Origin of the sequence: Nakamurella sp. PAMC28650 (genome assembly GCF_014303395.1) — a bacterium.
Lineage (GTDB): Bacteria > Actinomycetota > Actinomycetes > Mycobacteriales > Nakamurellaceae > Nakamurella.
This window is the reverse complement of the sequence record NZ_CP060298.1, coordinates 3783637-3803651: the sequence shown is the minus strand read 5'-3', so window position 1 is coordinate 3803651 and position 20015 is coordinate 3783637. Positions and strand designations below refer to the sequence as shown.

Below are 20015 nucleotides of genomic sequence, written 5' to 3'. Positions count from 1 at the left end.
CCGATCCGCCGGCCCGTCAGGAATCTGGCAGCGTCGGCATCGAGAGCCCCGGATCCCGACCGAGCAGGACACCGCGGGTCAGCGCGCTCGGGCCGAAGCGATGACGGACCTGATCCAGGGCCGAGTCCAATGCGGTGACGGCGATGCCGTCGAACGGCAACTCGAGTTGCACGGCGACCTCCCGGCCCTCGAAATTACCGACGGAGATGCCGATCAGGGTCAGGCCGCGGTCACGGACCAGTGGCGCCGCGGCAGCCATCAGGTCCCGCACGGCGACCAGCAGTTCCGAGGTCAGCGCCGTCGGGCAGGACAGCGTGTGGGAGCGGGTGGCCCGGGTGAAGTCACCGAACCGCAGTCGCAGGACCACCGTTCGACCCCGTCGGTCACCGTCGCGCATGCGGCGGCTGACCCGATCGACGAGCCCGATCAGGACGGCGTCGAGATCCTCGGCGCTCCTTGGCTTCCGTCCCAGCGCACGCTGCGCCCCCATGGACCCGCGCCGTTTGCCCACCTGCACCTGCCGAGGGTCGCGGTTGTGCGCCAGCGCATGGAGGTGTCGCCCAGATCCCCGGCCCAGCATGGAAATCAAGGTCGATTCGTCGAGCACGGCCACCTGACCCACGGTGTTGACACCGAGCGCCCGCAGTTTGGCGGAGGTCACCTTTCCCACCCCCCACAGTCGCTCCACCGCGAGAGGATGGAGGAAGGCAAGCTCACCATCCGGCGGGACCTCCAGCAGCCCATCGGGTTTGGCGACGCCACTGGCCACCTTGGCCAGGAACTTGGTCCGCGCGATCCCGACGGTGATGTTCAACCCGACCTCGTGCCGGACCCGTTCCCGCAACCGCACCGCGATGTCGACCGGCGTCCCCGAGACCCGCCGCAGTCCTCCGACATCCAGGAACGCCTCGTCGATGGAGATTCCCTCGACCAACGGAGTGGTCTGCTCGAAGACGGCGAAGACATCCTTGCTGGCCGCCGAGTACGCCGCGAAGCGGGGCTCGACGACGACGGCCTGCGGGCAGGCACGGGCCGCTCATCGCCGAATGCACCCCGAACGCCTTCGCCTCGTAGCTGGCGGCCAGCACCACGCCACCGCCGACGATCACCGGTCGACCGCGCAGTTCGGGGTGATCGCGCTGCTCGACCGAGGCGAAGAACGAGTCGAGGTCGGCGTGCAGGATGGATGCACTCTGGGACACGAACACATGTACTGGGTAGCTGCTTGAGTCAAGTTGTATTTGGCCATGTCAGAGCCAGTGTGTGCCTACCCGGTCGGTGGTGTCGATTACCCCCGGACCTTTCAGGAGTTGCTGGAGTGGTTCCCGGATGACTCGTCGTGTCTGGCGTATCTGGAGCGTCTGCGGTGGCCCCAGGGGTTTGTGTGTCCGGTGTGCGGGGCGCCCGGCGGTTGGCGTACGGCGAAGGCGAAATGGATGTGCACCAGGTGTGGCCGGCAGACGTCGGTGACCGCCGGCACGATCTTCCACCGGCTCCGGACGCCGCTGTCGACGTGGTTCGCGGCGATCTGGTTCATCACCTCGCAGAAGAACGGGATGTCCGCGCAAGGTCTGCAGCGGGTGCTGGGTTTCGGATCCTACGAAACAGCGTGGGCATGGCTGCAGAAGCTACGCTGGGCGATGGTCCGCCCCGAGCGGGAGTTGCTCTCCGGTGTGGTGGAGTTAGATGAAGTGTTCATCGGCAACGAGCCTCGCGGCCGCGCAGGCGGCGTGAAGGACCACACCGCGGCGATGATCGCAGTGGAATCGATCCCCGGCCGCAAGCTGGGCAGGGTCCGCATCGAGCTGGCCGAGACAGCCCGATCGGTCAGCATGCTCGGCTTCGCCGACCGCGTCATCGCCAAAGGATCAACGGTCAGAACCGATGGCGCCAACTACCTGAAGAAGCTGACCGCGGCCGGCTACGAGCACGTCGCGTTCGTCGGGACCGACAGCGCCGAGCCCGCCCACATCAACCTCCCCGGCGTCCACATGGTCGCCTCGCTGCTCAAACGCTGGCTGACCGGCACCCTGCATTACGCGGTCTCCCAGGAGCACCTGGCCTACTACCTGGACGAATACACATTCCGGTTCAACCGACGCACCTCGAAGAGTCGCGGGCTTTTGTTCTACCGACTGTTGCAGCAGGCCGTGAACACAGACCCACACCCGCTCGCTGAACTGCGCAATCCTGTTGCAGCAGTGGACGTCCCGTTCTGAACTTTACTCAAGCAGCTACCCGGTCCAGGTGTTCGCACAGCCGGCCCTCCGAGGGAAGCGCGCCACCGGGGGGCACCGGCCGGGATCAGGCTTCGGCCGGTGCCGCCGCCTTCGCTCCTGGTCCGCTCCAGGACGGCAGTGCCACTGCTGCCAGGGGCCGGAGACCGACTGAATTGGCCGAGACAGACTGACCTGGATAAATTGTGCCGCGTGGGTCGCCGGCTAGCGGGTGACGGGTGCCGGTTTGTCCCCGAGCCCGATGAGTGTCCCGACCAGGCCCAGCGGTGGCGCGACCGAGGCGATGCACCCCACCGAGCCGGCCAACAGGGCGGCGGAGGTCAGCGGGCGCACCGAATACCCGTCCATCGAGTACACCGCGATGCGCAGGATGCCGCCCCGGGTCGGATCGGAGGTCCGCATGGCGCGGCCGGCCAGTCCGAGGCAGGACCTGAGGACCTGCGTCGTCGTGGTGGTCGGATCGATGATCTCGGTGGTGGCCAGGATCTCGATGGGATGCCGGGCCGCGCAGGAGGTCAGCTGGTCGTCCACCTGTTGGTCCGTCGAGACGCGCAACGATTTCCAGCAGACCGCATAGGTGGGCGGCAGAGTGCCGCTGCTCAGGGCATTCAGGATTCGCCCACGGTAGGTGGTCCGGGTCGAGGTGGCGCCGACGCAGGCGGTCCAGGTCTGCCCCGCGGCCCGCTGCAGCGGGCCGGGGCCGACCGGGACGGAATCGACGAAGGCGGAGGCCCGCCAGGCGATACCGGGAGTCAGGATGGTGGCCGGGTCGAACGGACCGATGGACCCCACGTAGTTGACCTGGTCGAGTCCGCAGGCTGCCTCGACCCGGAGATAGCCCGCGACCGTGGTGCTCTGCGGTGGATGGACCGAGACGTCCAGCGACATCACCTCTCCGAGCACGATGCCGCTGCAGGGGCCGTATGTCGCATCCGGGTAGGTGATCGGAGCGCCGTCGGTGGATTGCTGGTCGATGACCGGAGTCGGGGACAGCGACGTCACGCAGTCGCTCACGGCGGGCGGAGAGGGGACCACGGCGGCCACCGCCGAACCAGCCAGGCGTCGCCCCGCGAGGTGGGGAACGGCCACCGCGGCCAGGCCGACCACGATCAGCAGCAGGAGTCCGGCCCATCTTCGGTCCACAACGATCAGTAGTACACCCATGTCCCTGGTGCCACCAGTCGTCGCGCGGCGGCCCCGACCGACAGGCCCTGTGCCGGCACGAGGCCGGCAGAAGCCGCCGAGACCCGTTCAGGCGTCCGGACCTTCTGCCGTCCCGCCGACTCCGGACCGTCCGAAATATCGGTCCGAGTCCTGGTCGAGGAATCGGGTGATTCCGCTGATTCGATCCAGGTGCATGGTGAGCACGAAGATCCCGGCAGGTCGTCCCGCGCCCGAGCCCGGGTGCCCGAGATGGGACCCGAAGGCAGGCTGGCCGTTCGACCTGGTCTCCACGAGCGTCAACGGCGTCTGACTGCGCCATCGTCGACTTGCGTCCAGGAAGCCTCTGATCGCGACCGGCCCCAGGTATTCGTGCGACGCCGGAGGCATGGACAGCCAAGCGGTCTCGGTCAGCAGCGCAACGACCCCGTCGACGTTCCCGTCGGCCAGGCAGGCGGCGAAGCGCCGGGCCAGGTCGCGTTCGGTGGCCGAGCCTGGGCCTCCGGAGGGCTCGTGGCGCAATCCGTCACGGTGGCGCGACAGCGAGGCATGTGCACGCTGTAGAGCGCCCTTGACCGCGGTCGCGGTGCTGTCGAGCATCCCGGCCACCTCGGCGTGCGAGAACCCGAGCACATCGCCGAGGACGAGAACCGCAGCCTGCCGCGGTGATAGTCGTTGCAGCGCAACGATGAAGGCCAGCTCGATGGTTTCCTGCCCTTCCCATCGCGCGGCCGGGCCGGGGGTCACGTCGCGCAGCTGGCCGAGCCAGGCGTCGGGGTAGGGCTGCAGCCACGCCAGATCCCCGCGGCGAGAGGGCTCAGGCGGTCGAAACGGCGGAACCGGTTCGGCGCGCACCCGGCGACTGCTGTCACGGATCGCGTTGAGGCAGCGATTGGTCGCGATGCGATACAGCCAGGCCCGGAGCGAGGCACGGCCCTGGAAATCGTGCAGGCCACGCCAGGCCGCGGTCAGCGTCTCCTGCAACAGATCGTCCGATTCGGTGACCGAGCCCAGCATGCGATAGCAGTGCAGATGCAACTCACGGACGTGGGGGGCAGTGAGCTCACCGAAGGCCCGGCCGTCGCCGGCTCGGGCACGGTCCAGCAGCGAATTGGTCACCGGTGCATGGTCGCAGGTGGGGCCGTGGCGTCGCAGGCTCCGGACGCGAACCTGGATCTTTTCCGACCGCCGTTCCGTTTCATCACGGCGTGGTGTCTCAACAGAGGACCGACCCGCAGGAGAGGACACCACATGAACGGCAACACCGGCACGGCTCTGGGCGTCGCCCTGGCCTACTTCCAGGCGTGGACCGAACACGACTTCGACCGCTCCATGACCCTGATCTCCGACGACATCATCTGCCACACCCCGGTCGGTCGACTCGACGGCTCCGTAGCGTTTCGCGGGTTCATGGAGCCGTTCACCCGCAGTGTGACCCGGGTTGAAATGCTGGCTGCTTTCGGCGACGAGCGGACTGCGTTGCTGATGTACGACGCCGACACCGTCCTGGTGCCCCACGCACCGGGGGCCGAATGCCTCACCGTCGTCGACGGCATGATCACCCAGATCACGATCATCTTCGACCGCGTTCCGTTCGCAGCCGCCCGGCAACGTGCCGCCAACACCTGACCCGCGTCCATGCCTGACCAGGGAACTCCGGCAGTACCGCCGCCGGACCGAGAAACCCGACGGACAGGAGCCGATCGGGTGCATCGAGCAGGCTCGGCGTGAACATGACGTGCCCGAGGCTGCGTCCGTCCTCCTCGGCCGCGATCGACAGCCCCACGCTGTGGGTCACCAGAACCCGAAGTGCGGTGACTGGTCCGGGGGCTGCCGGCGCGGGGCATCTCCTCGTCGACCCGAAGGGGATCTGGAGTAGAACATCCTCTGCCGAACGGAATTTCCTTCCAGTACGGATGACGTCCGGTGACGTCCAGCGGCGTCAGTCCGCCTGGCAGTACGGGCACCAGAACAGGTTGCGGCCGACCAGTTCCGCGGCGGCCACCGGGGTTCCGCAGATGCGGCACGGCTGACCGGTGCGCCGGTAGACGTAGCCGGCCTCGGAACGGGCGAGTCGACCGCGCGCCCGTGGTCGCTCCTCGGAGCGAAGGGTTTCGATCCGGCCACTGCGGACCCCGGCGCGCATCAGCACCACCAGATCTGCCCACATCTCCTGCCACAACTCGGCGTCGATGGATTTCCCCGGACGGTACGGATTGACGCCGTGGCGGAACAGGATCTCGGCGCGGTAGACGTTGCCGACACCGGCCAGTACCGACTGGTCCATCAGCAGCGCGGCGATGGACACCCTGCTGCGAGAGATTTTGCGGTAGGCCAGATCCGGATCGCTGTCGGTTCGGATCGGATCAGGACCCAGCCGGCCCAGCAGCGCATCGATGGCAGGCGGATCCATCAGTTCGCACGCCGTGGGGCCGCGGAGGTCCGTCCATCCGGAGTCGGCGACCATCCGCATCCGCAGGGCGCCCCGCGGCGCCGGTGGCTCACCGTGGCCGGTGGTGAACTTTCCGAACAGCCCCAGGTGGATGTGCAGTGTCGGCGCATCCTGGTAGTGCTGCAGGAGGTGCTTCCCGTAGGCCTCCGCGCGGATCAGCTGACGGCCGTCGAGCGCCTCGGCGCCGGCCTCGAACCGGCCCTGCGGGCTGGACACGGCGATGGTGTGTCCGCTGAACAACTTCTGTTGTTGCCGGGCCAGTCGGTGCAGGGTGTGACCCTCAGGCATGGGCGCTCGATTTGTTCACCATCGCACTGTACGGGCGGCCGGGCCGCACCCTGGTCGACCTACTGTTGCACTTCGAACCCAGTGGGCGGCCACGTTGCGACGGGGCGATCGGCGTCCTGGACCGACCGATCGACCGCTGCCCCCGCACCACGGGTGACAGCATGGTGACCATGCCTGCCCGCCGCGACGATCCGGCTGCGACCGCTGCTTCGAACCGTGCTGGAACGGGCGGGGCCCACCGTATCGATGTCCCTCTGCGCGTCAGCGGCGCGCTGGTCCTGGCGGTGGACGAGCTGCACTGGCGCTTCTCGCGTTCATCGGGGCCGGGCGGTCAGGGGGTCAACACGGCAGACAGCCGCGTCGAGCTGAGCTGGAACCCATCGCGGTCGCCATCGGTGGCCACGATGCCGGATCACCTGCGCGCCAGGCTGTTCGACCGTCTCGACCGACAACTCGTCAACGGGGAGATCGTCATCACGGTGTCCGAACATCGCGCCCAGTTGCGCAACCGTGAGACCGCCAGACGCCGGCTGCTGCACCTGCTCCAGCAGGCGTTGGGCCCGCCTCCGGCGAACCGCAGACCCAGCCGGCCGACCCGCGGATCGATCGAACGGCGGATCGCCGGCAAGAAGGCCCGCGGACAGGTGAAGGCCTCCCGCTCCCGTCCCGGCGACGACTGACGCCTCGGCCCCTGACTGGTTCGCCCGCGTCCATGACGCTGCCCGGTTTCCGCGTCGACCCCGCCGGTTTCCGCGTCGACCCCGCCCGTTTCGGCGTCGACCGGAATGAGATCCGCGATTCATGGGGAGAAAACTGCGGATCTCATTCCGGTCGATGAGGAGATGCTCCCGCCCGGCCCGCATGCTCCACTGACGTGTGCCCGGCCGCGACCCGGGTACAGGCACCACAGGACGCAGGAAGATCTGGAGAGGGGAGCGCAGGGTGTTCTCGGCAGTCAAGGGCTGGTTCACGTGGCTGATCGGCAAGCCGTTCGTCAAGCACATCATCCGAGCGGTCGACCGCTTCGCCAACCGGCTCGGATGGCAGTTCGCCGCGGCGATCACGTACTTCTCGTTCCTGGCCGTGGTGCCGATCCTGATGGTCAGCTTCTCGATCGCCGGGTTCGTGCTGACCTCCCAACCCGGACTGCTGAAGTCGCTGCAGAGCGGGATCACGTCCCTTCTGCCGGGGACGCTGGAATCGTCGGTCAGCAGTCTGCTCGACCAGGCGATCAACGCGAGGTTCACCGTCGGCGTCATCGGCCTGGTGGTCGCCCTCTACTCGGGGGTGAGCTGGATGGGCAACCTGCGCAGCGCGATCCAGGCGATGTGGCGCCCGGATTTCGGGACCGAGCAGGAGATCGCGGCCGAGAGCCTGGGGCGGTACTACCTGAAGAGCCTGCGCTACCTCGCCGCCCTGACGGTCGGCATCGCGCTGTCGCTTGCGCTGACCGCGGTGGGTACCTCGGCGCAGAAGGCCGTGCTCGGCTGGCTCGGACTCGACCGGATCAGCTGGCTCGGGCCGGTGTTCACCGTCGTGCCGATCGCCCTGGCCATCCTCGCCGACATGGCGATCTTCCTCGGCGTCTACCGGGTACTGCCCCCGAAGGGCTACCCGGCGAAGCGCAAGGCCCTGATCCGGGGCTCCGCTGCGGCCGCGATCGCGTTCGAAGTGCTCAAGTTCGCGCTGACCCTGCTGCTCCCACTCCTGCTCCGGTCGACGACCGCCAAGATCTTCGGCCCGATCATCGGGCTGCTGATCTTCTTCAACCTGGCGGCCACCGTCGTGCTGTTCCTCGCGGCGTGGATCGCCACCTCGAAGGGGAGCATCGCGGGCGCCGACCTGCCCGTGCCCGTCCTCCCCGAGGAGCAGGACCTCACCGAGATCCGGTTGTCCCGGCCAGGGGCGCAGGGGCTGGACCGGATCGCGCAGGCCAGAGGCGTCAGCCGGGAGGCGGTCATCCAGACTGCGATCGAAGAGTTCCTGGCCGACCCCGACTGATGCGCGACGTCACGGGCACCTGCGAAGATTACGGGTGTGGCCTCCTTCAAAGCGTCCGACGTCCTCACCATCCCCAATGCGATCAGCGCCGTCGGGCTGGGGCTGGTGCTGCACGGCTCGGCACGGGCCGACACCGGGCGGGGGATCACCGAGACGGTGATCGGCCGGTTGCTCGACCTGCTGGACGGCAAGGTCGCCCGGATGCTGAACCAGAGCAGCGAATTCGGCGCGGGGATCGATGCGGCCTTCGACAAGGCCGGGATCCTGGCCATCGGCATCAACGAGTGGCGGGGGAACATCGCGCCGAAGCCGGCGCTGCTGGCCATCGCCGCGCAGAACGCGGTCAACCTCGTCGCAACGGCTGTCGCCACGCGCCTGGGCAGCGACGACGACCTGGCTCCGGTGCTGGACGGCAAGACCGCAATGGCCTATCAGAACGGCGCTCTCGGAGCGTATGCCGTGTCCGCATTGCTGCGGCGGCGATCGCGGGGGTGGTCGCTCGCGTTCCGGATCATCGCCGACGCCGACACCGTCATCGGCACCGGCTATTTCGGCGTGAAGGCCAGTCGCCAGTACGTCACCAGGGTCGTCGATCTGTTCCGCGCCCGCGCCTGACGAGGTACCGACCGTCGCCGTCCTTCTCGGCGTAGTGTCGGGCAGCAACCGACACCGTGGCCCGAGGCACCCCGGGAACCATCCCTGCCCCACCCCCTGTGCCCATGACGAGGAGAACACGATGTCCAGCAAGAACAAGGGCGGCCGCGAGGTCCGCAAGCCCAAACAGATCAAGGCCGCCGCCGCCCCGACCGCAGCCAGCCCGGTCGTCAAGGCGATGACGCCCAAAAAAGCCAAGTAGTGGGCGAGGCGGCCCGCCGATGGCTCTTCGGAGACCAGCTCGGCACCCACTTCCTCGATGATGACGACCAGCGGGTACTGATCGTCGAGTCGCGGGCCGTCTTCGCACGGCGGCGTTTCCACCGCCAGAAGGCGCATCTGGTGCTGTCGGCGATGCGGCACCGTGCTGCCGAACTCGGCGAGCGGTGCGAGTACCTGCGCGCCGACACCTATCGGGAAGCCGTGAAGGGTTCGGCCGGACCGTTGACCGTCTGCCACCCGACCAGTCGCGCCGCACTAAAGCTCGTGCAGGGCCTTCCGGGGGTGGAAGTGTTGCCGGCCAGGGGATTCGCGAGCTCGATGGAGGAATTCACCACCTGGGCGCAGGGCCGCGGTCGCCGCCGGCTGCTGATGGAGGACTTCTACCGGGATGCCCGCATCCGGCTCGATGTCCTGATGGACGGTGGTGACCCACTGGGTGGGAGGTGGAACTACGACGCGGACAACCGGGAACCCCCGCCGCGGTCGGGCACCCTCGGGGTGCCGGGTCCGTGGTGGCCGGAAGAGGACGAGATCGACGAGCAGGTGCGTCACGACCTCGATCGATGGGAACGCGACGGTGACGTCGGCTTCATCGGCCGGGACGGTCAACGGCGGTTCGCCGCCACGGAGCGCGAGGCGCTCGAAGTGTTGCGGCACTTCATCTCCGAACGTCTCGACGCCTTCGGTCCGCACGAGGACGCGATGCTGGCCGGTGACCCCTGGATGGCGCACTCGTTGCTGTCCGCCCCGCTGAACCTCGGTCTGCTCGACCCGGTGGACGTCGTCCGCCGGGTGGAACTTGCCCACCGGAAGGGGCAGGCGTCGCTTCCGTCTGCCGAGGGCTTCATCCGTCAGATCATCGGATGGCGGGACTACGTCTGGCACCTCTACTGGCAGCAGAAGCCCAGCTACCGCGACCAGAATGCCCTGCACGCAACAGCTTCGATCCCGGCCTGGTTCGCCGAACTGGACGCGGACGACGTGCGGGCCCGGTGTCTGGGCTCGGTGCTGGCGGACGTGCGGGACCACGGCTGGGCCCACCACATCCCGCGCCTGATGGTGCTCGGCAACTACGCGATGCAGCGCGGCTGGCAGCCGCAGCAGGTGACCGACTGGTTCCACCGGGCGTTCGTGGACGGCTACGACTGGGTCATGGTGCCGAATGTCGTCGGCATGTCGCAGTACGCCGACGGCGGGGTGATGGCGACGAAGCCCTACGCCTCCGGTGGGGCCTACATCGACCGGATGAGCGACTACTGCCGCCCCTGCGAGTTCAACCCCAAGATCCGCGTGGGGGAGAAGGCATGCCCGTTCACCGCCGGCTACTGGGCGTTCCTGCACGCTCATCAGGACGACTTCCGCGGCAACCACCGGATGGCCCAACCGTTGGCCGGCCTCGCCCGCCTCCGCGACCTCGATCTACTGCTGGAACAGGAGTCGGAGCGGGGTTCGCAGGCGCCGTAACCGATCTCGTCCGGCGCGTGAATGTTCAGCCACTGAACTAGAGTGGGGTTCATGGAACAGCGCACACTCGGCCGCACCGGCCGCGACATCTCCGTCATCGGACTCGGCACCTGGCAGCTCGGCTCCGACTGGGGCAACGTGGACGAGAGCGAGGCCCTCGCCGTCCTGGACGCCGCCGTCGAACACGGCGTCGACTTCTTCGACACCGCCGACGTCTACGGCGACGGACGGAGCGAGCAGGTCATCGGCCGGTACCTCCGGGAACACGGCGGGCACCAGATCTTCGTGGCCACCAAGATGGGGCGCCGGATGGAGCAGTTGCCGGAGAACTACGTGCTGGAGAACTTCCGCGCCTGGAACGACCGGTCGCGCAAGAACCTGGGGGTCGACCGTCTGGACCTCGTCCAGCTGCACTGCCCCCCGAGTTCCGTGTTCTCCTCCGACGAGGTCTACGACGCACTCGACACGCTGGTCGCCGAAGACCGGATCGCCCACTACGGCGTCAGCGTCGAGACATGCGACGAGGCACTGGCGGCGATCGCCCATCCAGGAACGGCGAGCGTGCAGATCATCCTGAACGCGTTCCGGCTCAAGCCGCTCGAGAAGGTGCTGCCGGCGGCGGCGGCGGCCGGGGTCGGAATCATCGCGCGGGTTCCGCTGGCGTCCGGTCTGCTCTCGGGGCGCTACACGAGCGCGTCGACGTTCGCCCCTGGCGATCACCGCAACTACAACCGCAACGGTGCCGCCTTCGACGTGGGCGAGACGTTCTCCGGCGTCGACTACGAAACCGGCGTTGCGGCGGCCCAGGAGTTCGCCGCACTGTTGCCCGAGGGCGTCACCCCCGCACAGGCGGCGCTGCGCTGGATCGTGCAGCAACCGGGCGTCACCACCGCCATCCCTGGTGCCCGCAACACCGACCAGGCGATCAAGAACGCAAGTGCCGCAAGCGTTCCGGCTCTGTCCGACGAGGTGCTCGCCGGGATCTCCGCCCTCTACGAATCGAAGATCAAGGCGCAGGTGCACGCCCGCTGGTAGCACGCGTCCGACTCCGGAGCGACTGGTATGACTCACGACCCGCTCGTCTGACGCTCGAGCGTCGGACGAGCGGGTCTGGCGTCGTACGGCACGCAGCACGTCATACAAGCCGCAGCACGACGTACCGACCCGCAGCACGTCATACGAGCGGCAGCACGACGTACCGACCCGCACCCGGCCCCACGACCTGATCTCGTCCCTGGAGGGGTAGATGACCCACATCCTGATCTTCGTGGTGGCCGGCGTCGCGGTCGTCCTGGTGGTGGAACTGATCGCCGAACGCACCCGGTTGCCGGCCGCCGCCCTGCTCACCGCAGCCGGGCTGATCTACGCGCTGCTCCCGGGGACCAACATCGAGCTCGACCCCCAGGTGATCCTGACGTTCGTCCTTCCGCCGCTGCTCTACAGCGCGGCGCTCAACTCGTCGCTGCTGGCCATCCGGAAGAATCTGCGACCGGTCATCAGCCTGTCCGTCGGGCTGGTGCTGGCCACCGCCCTGCTGGTCGGTGTCGGGATCCACCTGTTCCTCCCGGCGATCAGCCTCGCCGCCGGCATTGCTCTCGGCGCGGCGGTGGCGCCCCCGGATCCGGTCGCGGCGCTGGCCATCGGCCGCCGCGCGGGCCTGCCCCCCAGGCTCATCACGCTCATCGAGGGCGAGGGTCTGCTGAACGACGCCACCGCCCTGACCACCTTCACCGTCGCGGTGGTCGCGGCGACCACCGGCGGGTTCTCGGTCGGCATGTTCGGGCTGCGCTTCCTGCTGGCCGCGGTCGGTGGTCTGGCCGTCGGGATGGTGGTGGCATTGTTCGTCCGGCTGGTCCGGTCACGGGTGAACGAGCCCGTGCTGGTCAACAGTCTCTCGCTGATCACCCCGTTCGCCGCCTACCTGTTCGGCGAGGAGATCCACGTCTCCGGTGTACTGGCCGTGGTCGTCGCAGGACTCGTCATCGGGCACGACACCCCCCGCTTCTCCTCCGGGGCCAGCCGGCTGCAGACCACTGCCGTCTGGCGGCTGATCGACTTCCTGCTGGAGGGTTTCGTCTTCATCCTGATCGGCCAACAGCTCCCCAGGGTGCTCACCGGGCTCGAGGGCTACCCGACATCGACCATCGTGGCCGGGTTGGGCGTCACGCTCGGGGTGGTCCTGTTGCTCCGTCCGATCTGGCTCGTGGTGACCCAGTTCCTGCCGCCCCGTCTGCACACCCGACTCGGCGGCGGCGAGCGCTCGGGCGACGGCGCACTGAGCGGCCGGGAGGTGCTGATCATGAGCTGGTCGGGTACCCGGGGGGTCATCACGTTGGCCGCGATCTTCAGCCTGCCGTTGGTCACCGACGGCGGGGCACCCTTCCCGGGCCGGGATCTGCTGCTGCTGTGCGCCTACGCCGTCGTCCTGGTGACCCTGATCGGGCAGGGCCTGACGTTCGCTCCGATCGTCAGGGCCACCGGGATCAGGGCCGACGCCGCCGGCGAGGCCCTGGAGCGGAACGAGGTCCGCACGGCTGCCGCCCACGCCGGACTGGCCAGGCTCGAGCAGCTCGCCGAGGACCAGGACACCCCGGACGAGGCCGTGCGCGCCATGCGTGCCGGTCTGGAACTCCGGCTGGAGCGCTACCAGCGCAGGGCGGACATCCTGGAGGGCGCCGAGAACGGCGAGATTCCGGTTTCGCCCACCTACGAAGCGGCGCTGACCGCGCGCCGCGCCATCATCGACGCCCAGCGCGACGAACTGCTGCGGTGGCGCGATGCCGGCCGTCTCACCGACTCCAGCCTGCGGATCCTGGAGCGCGAACTCGATCTCGAGGAGTTCACCCTGCCGCACCGGGACGGTCACTGACCCGGCCCGAGCGCGGGGAACGAGCGTCGGGACGCCGGATCACGCGTCGGGTCGCAGTGCCGAGGTCCGACCGAGGCGGGTGAGCCAGGCGGGCTTGACCCAGTCGTCCGCGTCGGTCAGGGCCGACCTGCGGGTCTTCGACACCAGCAGCACCATCCCCTGCACGGCCACGGCCAGCAGAGCGGCCCAGGCGATGATGCCGACGTCGACCTGACCGGAGGTGTACCGCGTCGAGTGTCCGATGTTCCAGGGCAGGCCACGGTTCCAGGCGTTGTAGATCGCGATCGTCATCCAGCCCGCGGCAAGGTTGTAGGCCGTCGCCGTGCCGAACCGGATCAGGTAGGCACCGGCCAGCGGCCACACCGTGTACTGGATGCCGAATGCAGGCGAGAGCACGAGAAATCCGACCAGGGCCAGGCCGACCGCGGCGGCCAACGTGCTGGGCCGCCGCCAGACGAAGTAGGCGGGCACCGCGCAGCAGAGCAGCAGGACCACGAAACGTCCGGGTCCGGCCAGGAACGTCGTCCAGGCGGGATCACCGAGCCAGTGGCCGATCTGCACCAGACCCCACTGGCGCAGATCCACTCCCTTGTAACCGATCACGTCGGTGAACACGTTTCCACCCTGCAACACCAGAGTAGGTCCCCAGGTGATCGCGAACACCACACCGAGGCCGGCCGCGTACTGCCAGAAGGTCCGTGTCCCACGGCTGAGCGCATAGATGAGCAGGGCGGGGACGGCGACGACCGGCACGATCTTGATGCCAAGGGCCAGCGCCATGGCCGCCCCGGCCATGACCGGTCGGTCGCGGTCGGCGAGCAGGTACACGCTGAGCAACGTCAGCATGGTGAAGATCGGGTCGGTGTTGCCGTGGAACCCCGACACCGTGAACAACACCGGGCTGACACCGACGAGCACCCCCGACCAGGTGGCGATCTTCAGTGACCCGCGCCTGCGCAACAGCTCGAAGACCACCACCGCGGTGACCACGTCGGCCAGGCTCGAGGCCGTGCGGATGGTGCTCTGCAGCTTGATCCCCAGATGCTGCAGACCGTTGACGATCTCCAGGAAGTAGCCGATCAGGGGAGGGTGGTTGTAGAACGAGGTGGGCCAGGACAACCCGTAGACACCGATCGGGCCGGCCTGCCGAACCCCGGTCGAGAAATCCCTCCAGTGCCCGATGTCGCCCGTGCCGTAGGTCTGGAACGCCATCATCACCTTGAACACCAGGGCCACGACGGCAAATCCGATCACGAGTTGGCGACAGCGCCTGACTCGACTCACCGATCCCTGCGGGTGATACCTGGAACGTTTGACGGTGACCATTGACCCCCCTGTGGAAGATATCGACGCCTGACCGTACAAGTCGGGGCGTGTGACGGACGTTCCACCGCGGGCAATCAGAGGTATCGAATCAGGGTGACCTTGCCCACCGGGCCCACCGGGCCCACCGGCGATCAGGCGTCGGCGCCCAGCCGGGCCGCCAGTTCGTCGATGCTGGACCGGGCCTGCTGCAGGTTGGCGTCGGCGCGGTCGCGGAGCGGCGCCATCGCTTCGACGGTCGGCGCGAGGGTCAATTCGGCGATGACGACCGTCACCTGCATGCCGAGGGCACCCCCGAGGGCCTGCTGCAGCGCCGGCACACCGTGCTCGGTGCCCTCGTTCCCCGACCCCGGGCCGTACTGCCCGCCGCGGCTGGAGACGATGACGACCGGCGTGCCGGCCAGCGGCTGCGTCGGTTCGTCGAACGGAGAGGTGGTTCCCCCGACCTGCACGTAGTCCACCCAGGCCTTGAGGGTCGAGGGCATCGACCAGTTGTACATCGGGGCACCGATCACCACTGCATCCGCGGGGATCAGCTCCTGGATCAGCCTGTCCTGCAGCGCTTCTGCCTCGGGCGGCACACTCTGCCCCGGCCGACGGAGTCGGGGGGCCCAGTGCAGCGCGTTGGTGGGCAGGTGGGGAAGGGGATCGGAGTGCAGATCCCGCCGCACGACCACGTGCGCGGGTCCGAGGGCCGACCACGCGGCGGCGAACCGGGCCGTCAGTTCGCGGCTCACCGACCCGGTCAGATCGGCGGACGAGTCCAGGTGCAGCAGGGTCGGCACGGGCGGGGCCTCTCGGTGGTGGTCGGACTTCGGCGGGACAGGCGTCCCTCACTGGTGGCCGGCGCGGAGGTCCGGTTCGGCACAGGTGTTGCTATCACAGATGTCCCGGTGTCGGCACGCACAGACGTCCGGGTCGGCCGGCAGCCGGCCCGGTGGACCAGGTGGGCCGGCACCGCGAAGCCTGAGGACCGGGCCGGGGATTGTTTGAATCCGGGCATCCAGGGCACCGGACAAGGGGTTGGCGATGACCACGTGGGTCACGAACTCAAGACCCTGACGGTTGAACAAGCAGCCGGCAGGGTCGTCCCGGCCTTGGATCGTGGAACCTCGATTTCGCTGGGGCCGGCGGCCTCTCGAACCCGGACCGGTCTCGATCACGCACGGTGATGGCCAGATCGGACCCGAGAGGCTGAATCCAGCGTCACGCACAGTAATCGGATTTCTCGATGGACTGACGAGATCGCATCCGATCGGGTGGATACACCTGAGATCGTCCGCGCTATAGTCGAATTGGCTCAAAAAAACGGGCTGTTTGGATCTACCGACAGGCTTTGACATGCGTCAGACCTCACGCTCCAGCCTCGGCGAATCCCCAGATGCTATGTTCGATCGCGTCGACCTCCTGGTTTCTCTGGTTGCCCACGGTGACGAGAAGGCTTTTGCTGAGCTCTACGACCTGCAGTTCCCGACGATCAGAGGGATCGCCCTCGCGCTGCTCAGGGATTTCCACCAGGCGGAGGAGGTGGCCCAGGAGGTCATGCTCGAGATCTGGCGGTTGGCGGGCCGTTTCGACCCGTCCAGAGGCGCCGCCATGGGGTGGATCACCCAGATCGCACGGACCCGGACCATCGACCGGATTCGGCACTGCCAGGCGGCCCGGACCCGGGACCAGCGGCACTTCGACCATGGGTTCCGCCGTGAGTTCGACTCGGTGGAGGAGTCGGTGCTGACCCAGCTGGACATCTCCATGCTGCACCTGGGATTACTGGAAGTCACTGCGCTACAACGTGAAGCGGTGACCATGGCCTTCTTCACCGAACAGCCCTACGCGGAGATCGCGCTGGCCCTTGGTATTCCGCTGGCCACGCTGAAGACCAGGGTGCGCGACGGGCTCATCCGTATTCGCGAGACCATCTCCCAGCAGGGAGTCTGCGTGGCCGTGGCCTGACACCCGGGTTCAGGGCTCGACCTGACCCTGCGGTTCGGCCAGCGAAGCAGCGATCATCTGGGCAGCGGTGCGTCCGCCGGTCCCGCGTCCGCTGAAGGAGTCGACCAACATCGTGGCGAGCTCCCGGATCTTGATGTTCTTCTGTTGAGAAGTGTGTCTTAGCAGCACGAACGCTTCATCGGCCGAGAAGCCGTGGGTGATCATCAAGGCGCCCTTGGCCTGCTCGATCACGGCCCGGCTCTCCGCCGCACCGTCCAGCGCCTGCTGCACGGCGCCGGCCACGTTCATGTATTCCGACCGGGTCAGGTCGACGAAATTGCCGACGATCCGGATCACCTTCCCGGTCTCCTGGTCGACCACTGCGTGCCCCAGCGAGACAACGGTGTGGACGCGGCGACGTGCATCGATGATCCGGTGCCGGCAGCAGTACTGGCCCGACCCCGCGATGGCCGCCGCCAGTACGGCGGCGGCCCGGTCGCGATCGTCGGGATGTTTGTGGGACAGCAGGAGAGCCGTGGTCGGGACGACCTGGCCCGGCGTGAAGCCGTGCATCAGGTAGACCTCGTCCGACCACCACCAGCGGTCGGCCGGCACGTCGTAGGTGTAGTCACCCGCCGGCTCCTCCACACCTCCGGCCAGCGTCGTCGGGATGCTCTGCGTCACGCGAGGCTCCTTGACCGACCATGGGGCAGAGCCGAGGACCGCTCACCCGTCCGGTCGAGAATACCGAGTCCACCGCCGTTCGGCGACGACCCGACGCAGCGGCGGTGCGTTTCGTCGTCCCGCGCGATGGCCTGACGGATCACACCGACGGCGCAACGACCGAACGGGGGCCCAGCAGGGCCAGCGCCTCGTTCAGCCGGCGCAGCGCGTGCAGGGCGATACGGTTGTCCGGCGGTACCTCCTCCAGCAGGGACCGCACCCGGTGCAGGGCCGTGACCTCACCCGGACCCGACTCCCCCGGCTGCCCGAGATGGGGCAGATCACCCAGGCGGCGTGCCTCGGCCGCCAGTTCACGACTGGCCCGCGCGAGCCCGGCGTCCGGACGCGCGCCGGAGATGGACGCCGCCACCGTCCGCGCCGAGGCGCCGCACGAGCCGAGCACGGTGATCCGATGACGCAGCCCCGCCCGGTCGGCGCCGAAGAGTCGGCCCTTGGTCAGTGCCCGACGGGTCCGGACCAGCTGACGGCCACCGGCGTCCAGCGACACCGTGAGGGTGAGCAGGTCCCGTTCCGGGACCTGGCCCTCGAGAGTCACCGCGCAGGCCTCCAGCAGATCACCGAGGCTTCCCAGGAAGGACTGCCGGGCGACCCGAAGGGTCGCCCGGCTGTGCGTCGGCAGGACCAGCAGAGAGACCAGGATGCCGATCGCGGCGCCGGCCACCGTCTCGGCCAGCCTGACCAGCAGCAGTTCATCGCTGTAGCTGCCCAGCAACGTGTACAGCTGCCCGAGCATCACGGTGATGAAGAAGACCATCAGTCCGTAGGAGAGCTGTTGCAGGAAGAACGCCAGGAAGACGCAGCCGAGGATGGCGGCGATGGCGACCCCCTTGTGACCGTTGACGAGATCGGCAAGGCCGACGGCGCCGACCAGCCCCAGCACGGTCCCGACGATGCGGCTCGCGCCCTTCTGCAGGGTCTCGCCGGAGGTCGCGGTGCCGGCGAACGCCACGAACGCAGCGATCACCGCCCAGTAGAACCGCTGCGTCGAGATCGCCTCGCCGGCCACGATGGCCAGTCCCGCCGCCACGCCCGCCTGGATGGCCTGCCGCGTCGTCAGACGCATCCGGGACGGCGACCACCGACCCGCGTCGACCCGCTCGATCGTCTGCTGCGCGAGCAGGGCAGAGCCCGGGAGGTTCCCGCCGATCAGATTGACGACCGGCTCGAAACCCTCGTCCTCGTCGAGGATGTCGGCTGGGCCGTCGGTCCCCGCCGGGGCCGGCGAGCGCAGCTCACCGGAATCCCATCTGCGCACCGTCTCCAGCAGGAACAGGGCGGCACTGGCGAGCCGGCGGACGGCCGGGACGTTGCTCTCGTCCGTCAGGTCGATCTGTTCTGCGGCGCTGACCGCACGGCCGGCGTCGGCCCAGCCCAGCGCGGTCAGCACCTGCCGGACCACCGCGACGGTGGCCGGCGGAACGTCCGTCAGTCGGGTCGCGATGTCGACCGTGGCACCGGCCACTTCGTCCATACCGATCTCGAAGTCGACCGTCCACCGGCGCATCCGGGCCGGCGGGACACCTTCGGGCAGGGCGCGGCGGTCGGCCAGTCGACCGTCCAGCAGCAGGGCGATCTCGGACAGCTGGATCAGCTGTCGGCGCAGCTGCCGGATCGCCCGCGGATCGCGGGGCTCGTCGAGAACCCCGACCGCAGCCGCGATCCCGGACCGGGCCCTGGCCCGCAGTGCGGTGACGATGCGGAGCAGCCTGCCCTGCGGATCCTCGAACAGGACGGTGAGCAGCAGCCCGCCGACCCAGACGCCGCTCACCGCGATGGCGATGAGCAGGAAGGGCAGGGACGAGACGGGTGGGTGCAGCAGGAGGGCGAAGAAGAATCCCTGCCACAGCAAAAATCCCAGGGTGAACCACCGGGGGCCGAACCGGCGGATCCAGACCGCACCGAAGGAGACCAGGACGAAGGTCACCAGGCCGAGCAGGTGCTGCTCGGCGGTGAGGACGCCGAGCGAGGCACCGCCGGCGGCGGCGAAGGGAGCGGCACCGGCCGTCAGGGCGATCACCCTGCGGTGTTCGTCACGGATACCGGTGGACATCAACATCGCGACGACCGCACCCAGCAGCATGCCCAGCAGGGCCGGTTCCCCGAGCAGTTGCGCGAGGGCGAACTCCACCAGCAGGGTGCTGCCGACGGCCACGATCGCCCGCACCCCCTGGCGCAGTCGCGCCCAGCCCGGATCGGATGCGACGAACCGATCCCGTGCGTCGCGGAACTCCTGGAGCAATCGGTCGACCCCGGATGCACGGGCGGCCCGCAACGGGTCGTGGACCTCAGCCGGTGAGTCGGGCACCGGTCACCACCAGCAGATTCGCCGCCTGGGCGTCGGTCAAAGCCTTGACGATGCTGCCCTTGCTGGGGTTCCGGGCGAACACGACCGGTCCGAAGATCGGATCGCCCAGCTCGATGCCCTGTTCGGCGAACGCCCTGGTGGCGAACGAGTTCGGTGCCCGACCGGACCTCTCCCCGTCCTGGTCGAAGAACCCCAGGATGCCCTTGCCGCAGCGCAGCATCTTCGCCTGGGCCGATCCGAGCGCCCGGTGCAGGGCCTCCTGACGTCCGTCCTCCGGAGCCGGCCAGGCCACCGTCGTCGCCGATCCGTCGGAATCGATGACGAGGACTGTGTCTTCCGTGGCCATATCGCTGACCCTAGGGC

The 20015-nt window shown here is 68.5% G+C and carries 17 protein-coding genes and 1 pseudogene; 9 read left to right on the top strand and 9 right to left on the bottom strand.

The window, feature by feature from the left end:
* Window positions 1-16 precede the first annotated feature (16 nt).
* Window positions 17-1208, bottom strand: a pseudogene (dinB, locus tag H7F38_RS17150) (DNA polymerase IV).
* 39 nt (window positions 1209-1247) lie between these two features.
* Here dinB and H7F38_RS17145 point away from each other — a divergent pair.
* Window positions 1248-2219: an IS1595 family transposase gene (locus H7F38_RS17145; protein ID WP_187090969.1), complete on the top strand. Its 972-nt coding sequence runs from the start codon at window positions 1248-1250 to the stop codon at window positions 2217-2219.
* A gap of 222 nt (window positions 2220-2441) precedes the next feature.
* On the opposite strand, the gene H7F38_RS17140 is transcribed toward H7F38_RS17145, so the two are convergent.
* Window positions 2442-3401: a hypothetical protein gene (locus H7F38_RS17140; protein WP_187090968.1), complete on the bottom strand. Its 960-nt coding sequence runs from the start codon at window positions 3399-3401 to the stop codon at window positions 2442-2444.
* Between the two features lie 87 nt (window positions 3402-3488).
* Entirely contained in the window at window positions 3489-4517 is a 1029-nt protein-coding gene (locus H7F38_RS17135) for an RNA polymerase subunit sigma-70 (RefSeq protein WP_187090967.1), read from the bottom strand.
* 132 nt (window positions 4518-4649) lie between these two features.
* On the opposite strand from H7F38_RS17135, the gene H7F38_RS17130 reads away from it, so the two are divergent.
* Window positions 4650-5027: a nuclear transport factor 2 family protein gene (locus H7F38_RS17130; protein WP_187090966.1), complete on the top strand. Its 378-nt coding sequence runs from the start codon at window positions 4650-4652 to the stop codon at window positions 5025-5027.
* 313 nt (window positions 5028-5340) lie between these two features.
* On the opposite strand, the gene H7F38_RS17125 is transcribed toward H7F38_RS17130, so the two are convergent.
* The gene (locus tag H7F38_RS17125) at window positions 5341-6138 is read right to left on the bottom strand and encodes an Fpg/Nei family DNA glycosylase (RefSeq protein ID WP_187090965.1); all 798 of its coding nucleotides are present in this window, start codon (window positions 6136-6138) and stop codon (window positions 5341-5343) included.
* A gap of 170 nt (window positions 6139-6308) precedes the next feature.
* On the opposite strand from H7F38_RS17125, the gene arfB reads away from it, so the two are divergent.
* From arfB to H7F38_RS17095, 6 genes are all read left to right on the top strand, one after another.
* Entirely contained in the window at window positions 6309-6818 is a 510-nt protein-coding gene (gene arfB, locus H7F38_RS17120; RefSeq protein ID WP_187090964.1) for an alternative ribosome rescue aminoacyl-tRNA hydrolase ArfB, read from the top strand.
* A gap of 262 nt (window positions 6819-7080) precedes the next feature.
* Window positions 7081-8139 (top strand): inner membrane protein YhjD, encoded by a 1059-nt coding sequence (gene yhjD / locus H7F38_RS17115; RefSeq protein ID WP_187090963.1) that lies wholly within the window; start codon window positions 7081-7083, stop codon window positions 8137-8139.
* Between the two features lie 36 nt (window positions 8140-8175).
* Window positions 8176-8754, top strand: a complete 579-nt coding sequence (locus tag H7F38_RS17110; RefSeq protein WP_187090962.1) for a CDP-alcohol phosphatidyltransferase family protein — start codon at window positions 8176-8178, stop codon at window positions 8752-8754.
* Between the two features lie 240 nt (window positions 8755-8994).
* Complete coding sequence (locus tag H7F38_RS17105; RefSeq protein ID WP_187090961.1) at window positions 8995-10479, top strand: cryptochrome/photolyase family protein; 1485 nt, start codon at window positions 8995-8997, stop codon at window positions 10477-10479.
* Window positions 10480-10530: 51 nt separating this feature from the next.
* Window positions 10531-11514 (top strand): aldo/keto reductase, encoded by a 984-nt coding sequence (locus tag H7F38_RS17100; protein WP_187090960.1) that lies wholly within the window; start codon window positions 10531-10533, stop codon window positions 11512-11514.
* Window positions 11515-11725: 211 nt separating this feature from the next.
* Window positions 11726-13348: a Na+/H+ antiporter gene (locus H7F38_RS17095; protein ID WP_187090959.1), complete on the top strand. Its 1623-nt coding sequence runs from the start codon at window positions 11726-11728 to the stop codon at window positions 13346-13348.
* Window positions 13349-13387: 39 nt separating this feature from the next.
* On the opposite strand, the gene H7F38_RS17090 is transcribed toward H7F38_RS17095, so the two are convergent.
* Together H7F38_RS17090 and H7F38_RS17085 are read right to left on the bottom strand one after the other, a co-directional pair.
* The gene (locus tag H7F38_RS17090) at window positions 13388-14602 is read right to left on the bottom strand and encodes a glycosyltransferase family 39 protein (protein ID WP_187090958.1); all 1215 of its coding nucleotides are present in this window, start codon (window positions 14600-14602) and stop codon (window positions 13388-13390) included.
* A gap of 203 nt (window positions 14603-14805) precedes the next feature.
* Window positions 14806-15456 carry an FMN-dependent NADH-azoreductase gene (locus H7F38_RS17085; RefSeq protein ID WP_187090957.1) on the bottom strand — a complete coding sequence of 217 codons (651 nt, stop codon included), beginning with the start codon at window positions 15454-15456 and terminating at the stop codon, window positions 14806-14808.
* 601 nt (window positions 15457-16057) lie between these two features.
* Between H7F38_RS17085 and H7F38_RS17080 the strand changes: the two genes are divergently transcribed.
* The gene (locus H7F38_RS17080) at window positions 16058-16624 is read left to right on the top strand and encodes a sigma-70 family RNA polymerase sigma factor (RefSeq protein ID WP_187090956.1); all 567 of its coding nucleotides are present in this window, start codon (window positions 16058-16060) and stop codon (window positions 16622-16624) included.
* Between the two features lie 9 nt (window positions 16625-16633).
* Here H7F38_RS17080 and H7F38_RS17075 read toward each other — a convergent pair whose 3' ends face one another.
* The 3 genes from H7F38_RS17075 to H7F38_RS17065 all read right to left on the bottom strand — a co-directional run bounded on the left by H7F38_RS17075 (window position 16634) and on the right by H7F38_RS17065 (window position 19998).
* Entirely contained in the window at window positions 16634-17287 is a 654-nt protein-coding gene (locus tag H7F38_RS17075) for a PAS and ANTAR domain-containing protein (RefSeq protein WP_187090955.1), read from the bottom strand.
* Window positions 17288-17426: 139 nt separating this feature from the next.
* The gene (locus tag H7F38_RS17070) at window positions 17427-19652 is read right to left on the bottom strand and encodes an FUSC family protein (protein WP_187090954.1); all 2226 of its coding nucleotides are present in this window, start codon (window positions 19650-19652) and stop codon (window positions 17427-17429) included.
* Window positions 19633-19998, bottom strand: coding sequence for a hypothetical protein (locus H7F38_RS17065; protein WP_187090953.1), 366 nt, complete (start codon window positions 19996-19998; stop codon window positions 19633-19635). Before H7F38_RS17065 ends, H7F38_RS17070 begins: the two co-directional genes overlap by 20 nt.
* Window positions 19999-20015: the final 17 nt, after the last annotated feature.

Excerpts from the sequence above, each read along its gene's own strand:
- H7F38_RS17145 (WP_187090969.1), top strand. The coding sequence starts at position 1,248 with ATGTCAGAGCCAGTGTGTGCCTACCCGGTCGGTGGTGTCGATTACCCC.
- H7F38_RS17140 (WP_187090968.1), bottom strand. The coding sequence starts at position 3,401 with ATGGGTGTACTACTGATCGTTGTGGACCGAAGATGGGCCGGACTCCTG.
- H7F38_RS17130 (WP_187090966.1), top strand. The coding sequence starts at position 4,650 with ATGAACGGCAACACCGGCACGGCTCTGGGCGTCGCCCTGGCCTACTTC.
- H7F38_RS17125 (WP_187090965.1), bottom strand. The coding sequence starts at position 6,138 with ATGCCTGAGGGTCACACCCTGCACCGACTGGCCCGGCAACAACAGAAG.
- arfB (WP_187090964.1), top strand. The coding sequence starts at position 6,309 with ATGCCTGCCCGCCGCGACGATCCGGCTGCGACCGCTGCTTCGAACCGT.
- H7F38_RS17100 (WP_187090960.1), top strand. The coding sequence starts at position 10,531 with ATGGAACAGCGCACACTCGGCCGCACCGGCCGCGACATCTCCGTCATC.
- H7F38_RS17095 (WP_187090959.1), top strand. The coding sequence starts at position 11,726 with ATGACCCACATCCTGATCTTCGTGGTGGCCGGCGTCGCGGTCGTCCTG.
- H7F38_RS17080 (WP_187090956.1), top strand. The coding sequence starts at position 16,058 with ATGTTCGATCGCGTCGACCTCCTGGTTTCTCTGGTTGCCCACGGTGAC.
- H7F38_RS17065 (WP_187090953.1), bottom strand. The coding sequence starts at position 19,998 with ATGGCCACGGAAGACACAGTCCTCGTCATCGATTCCGACGGATCGGCG.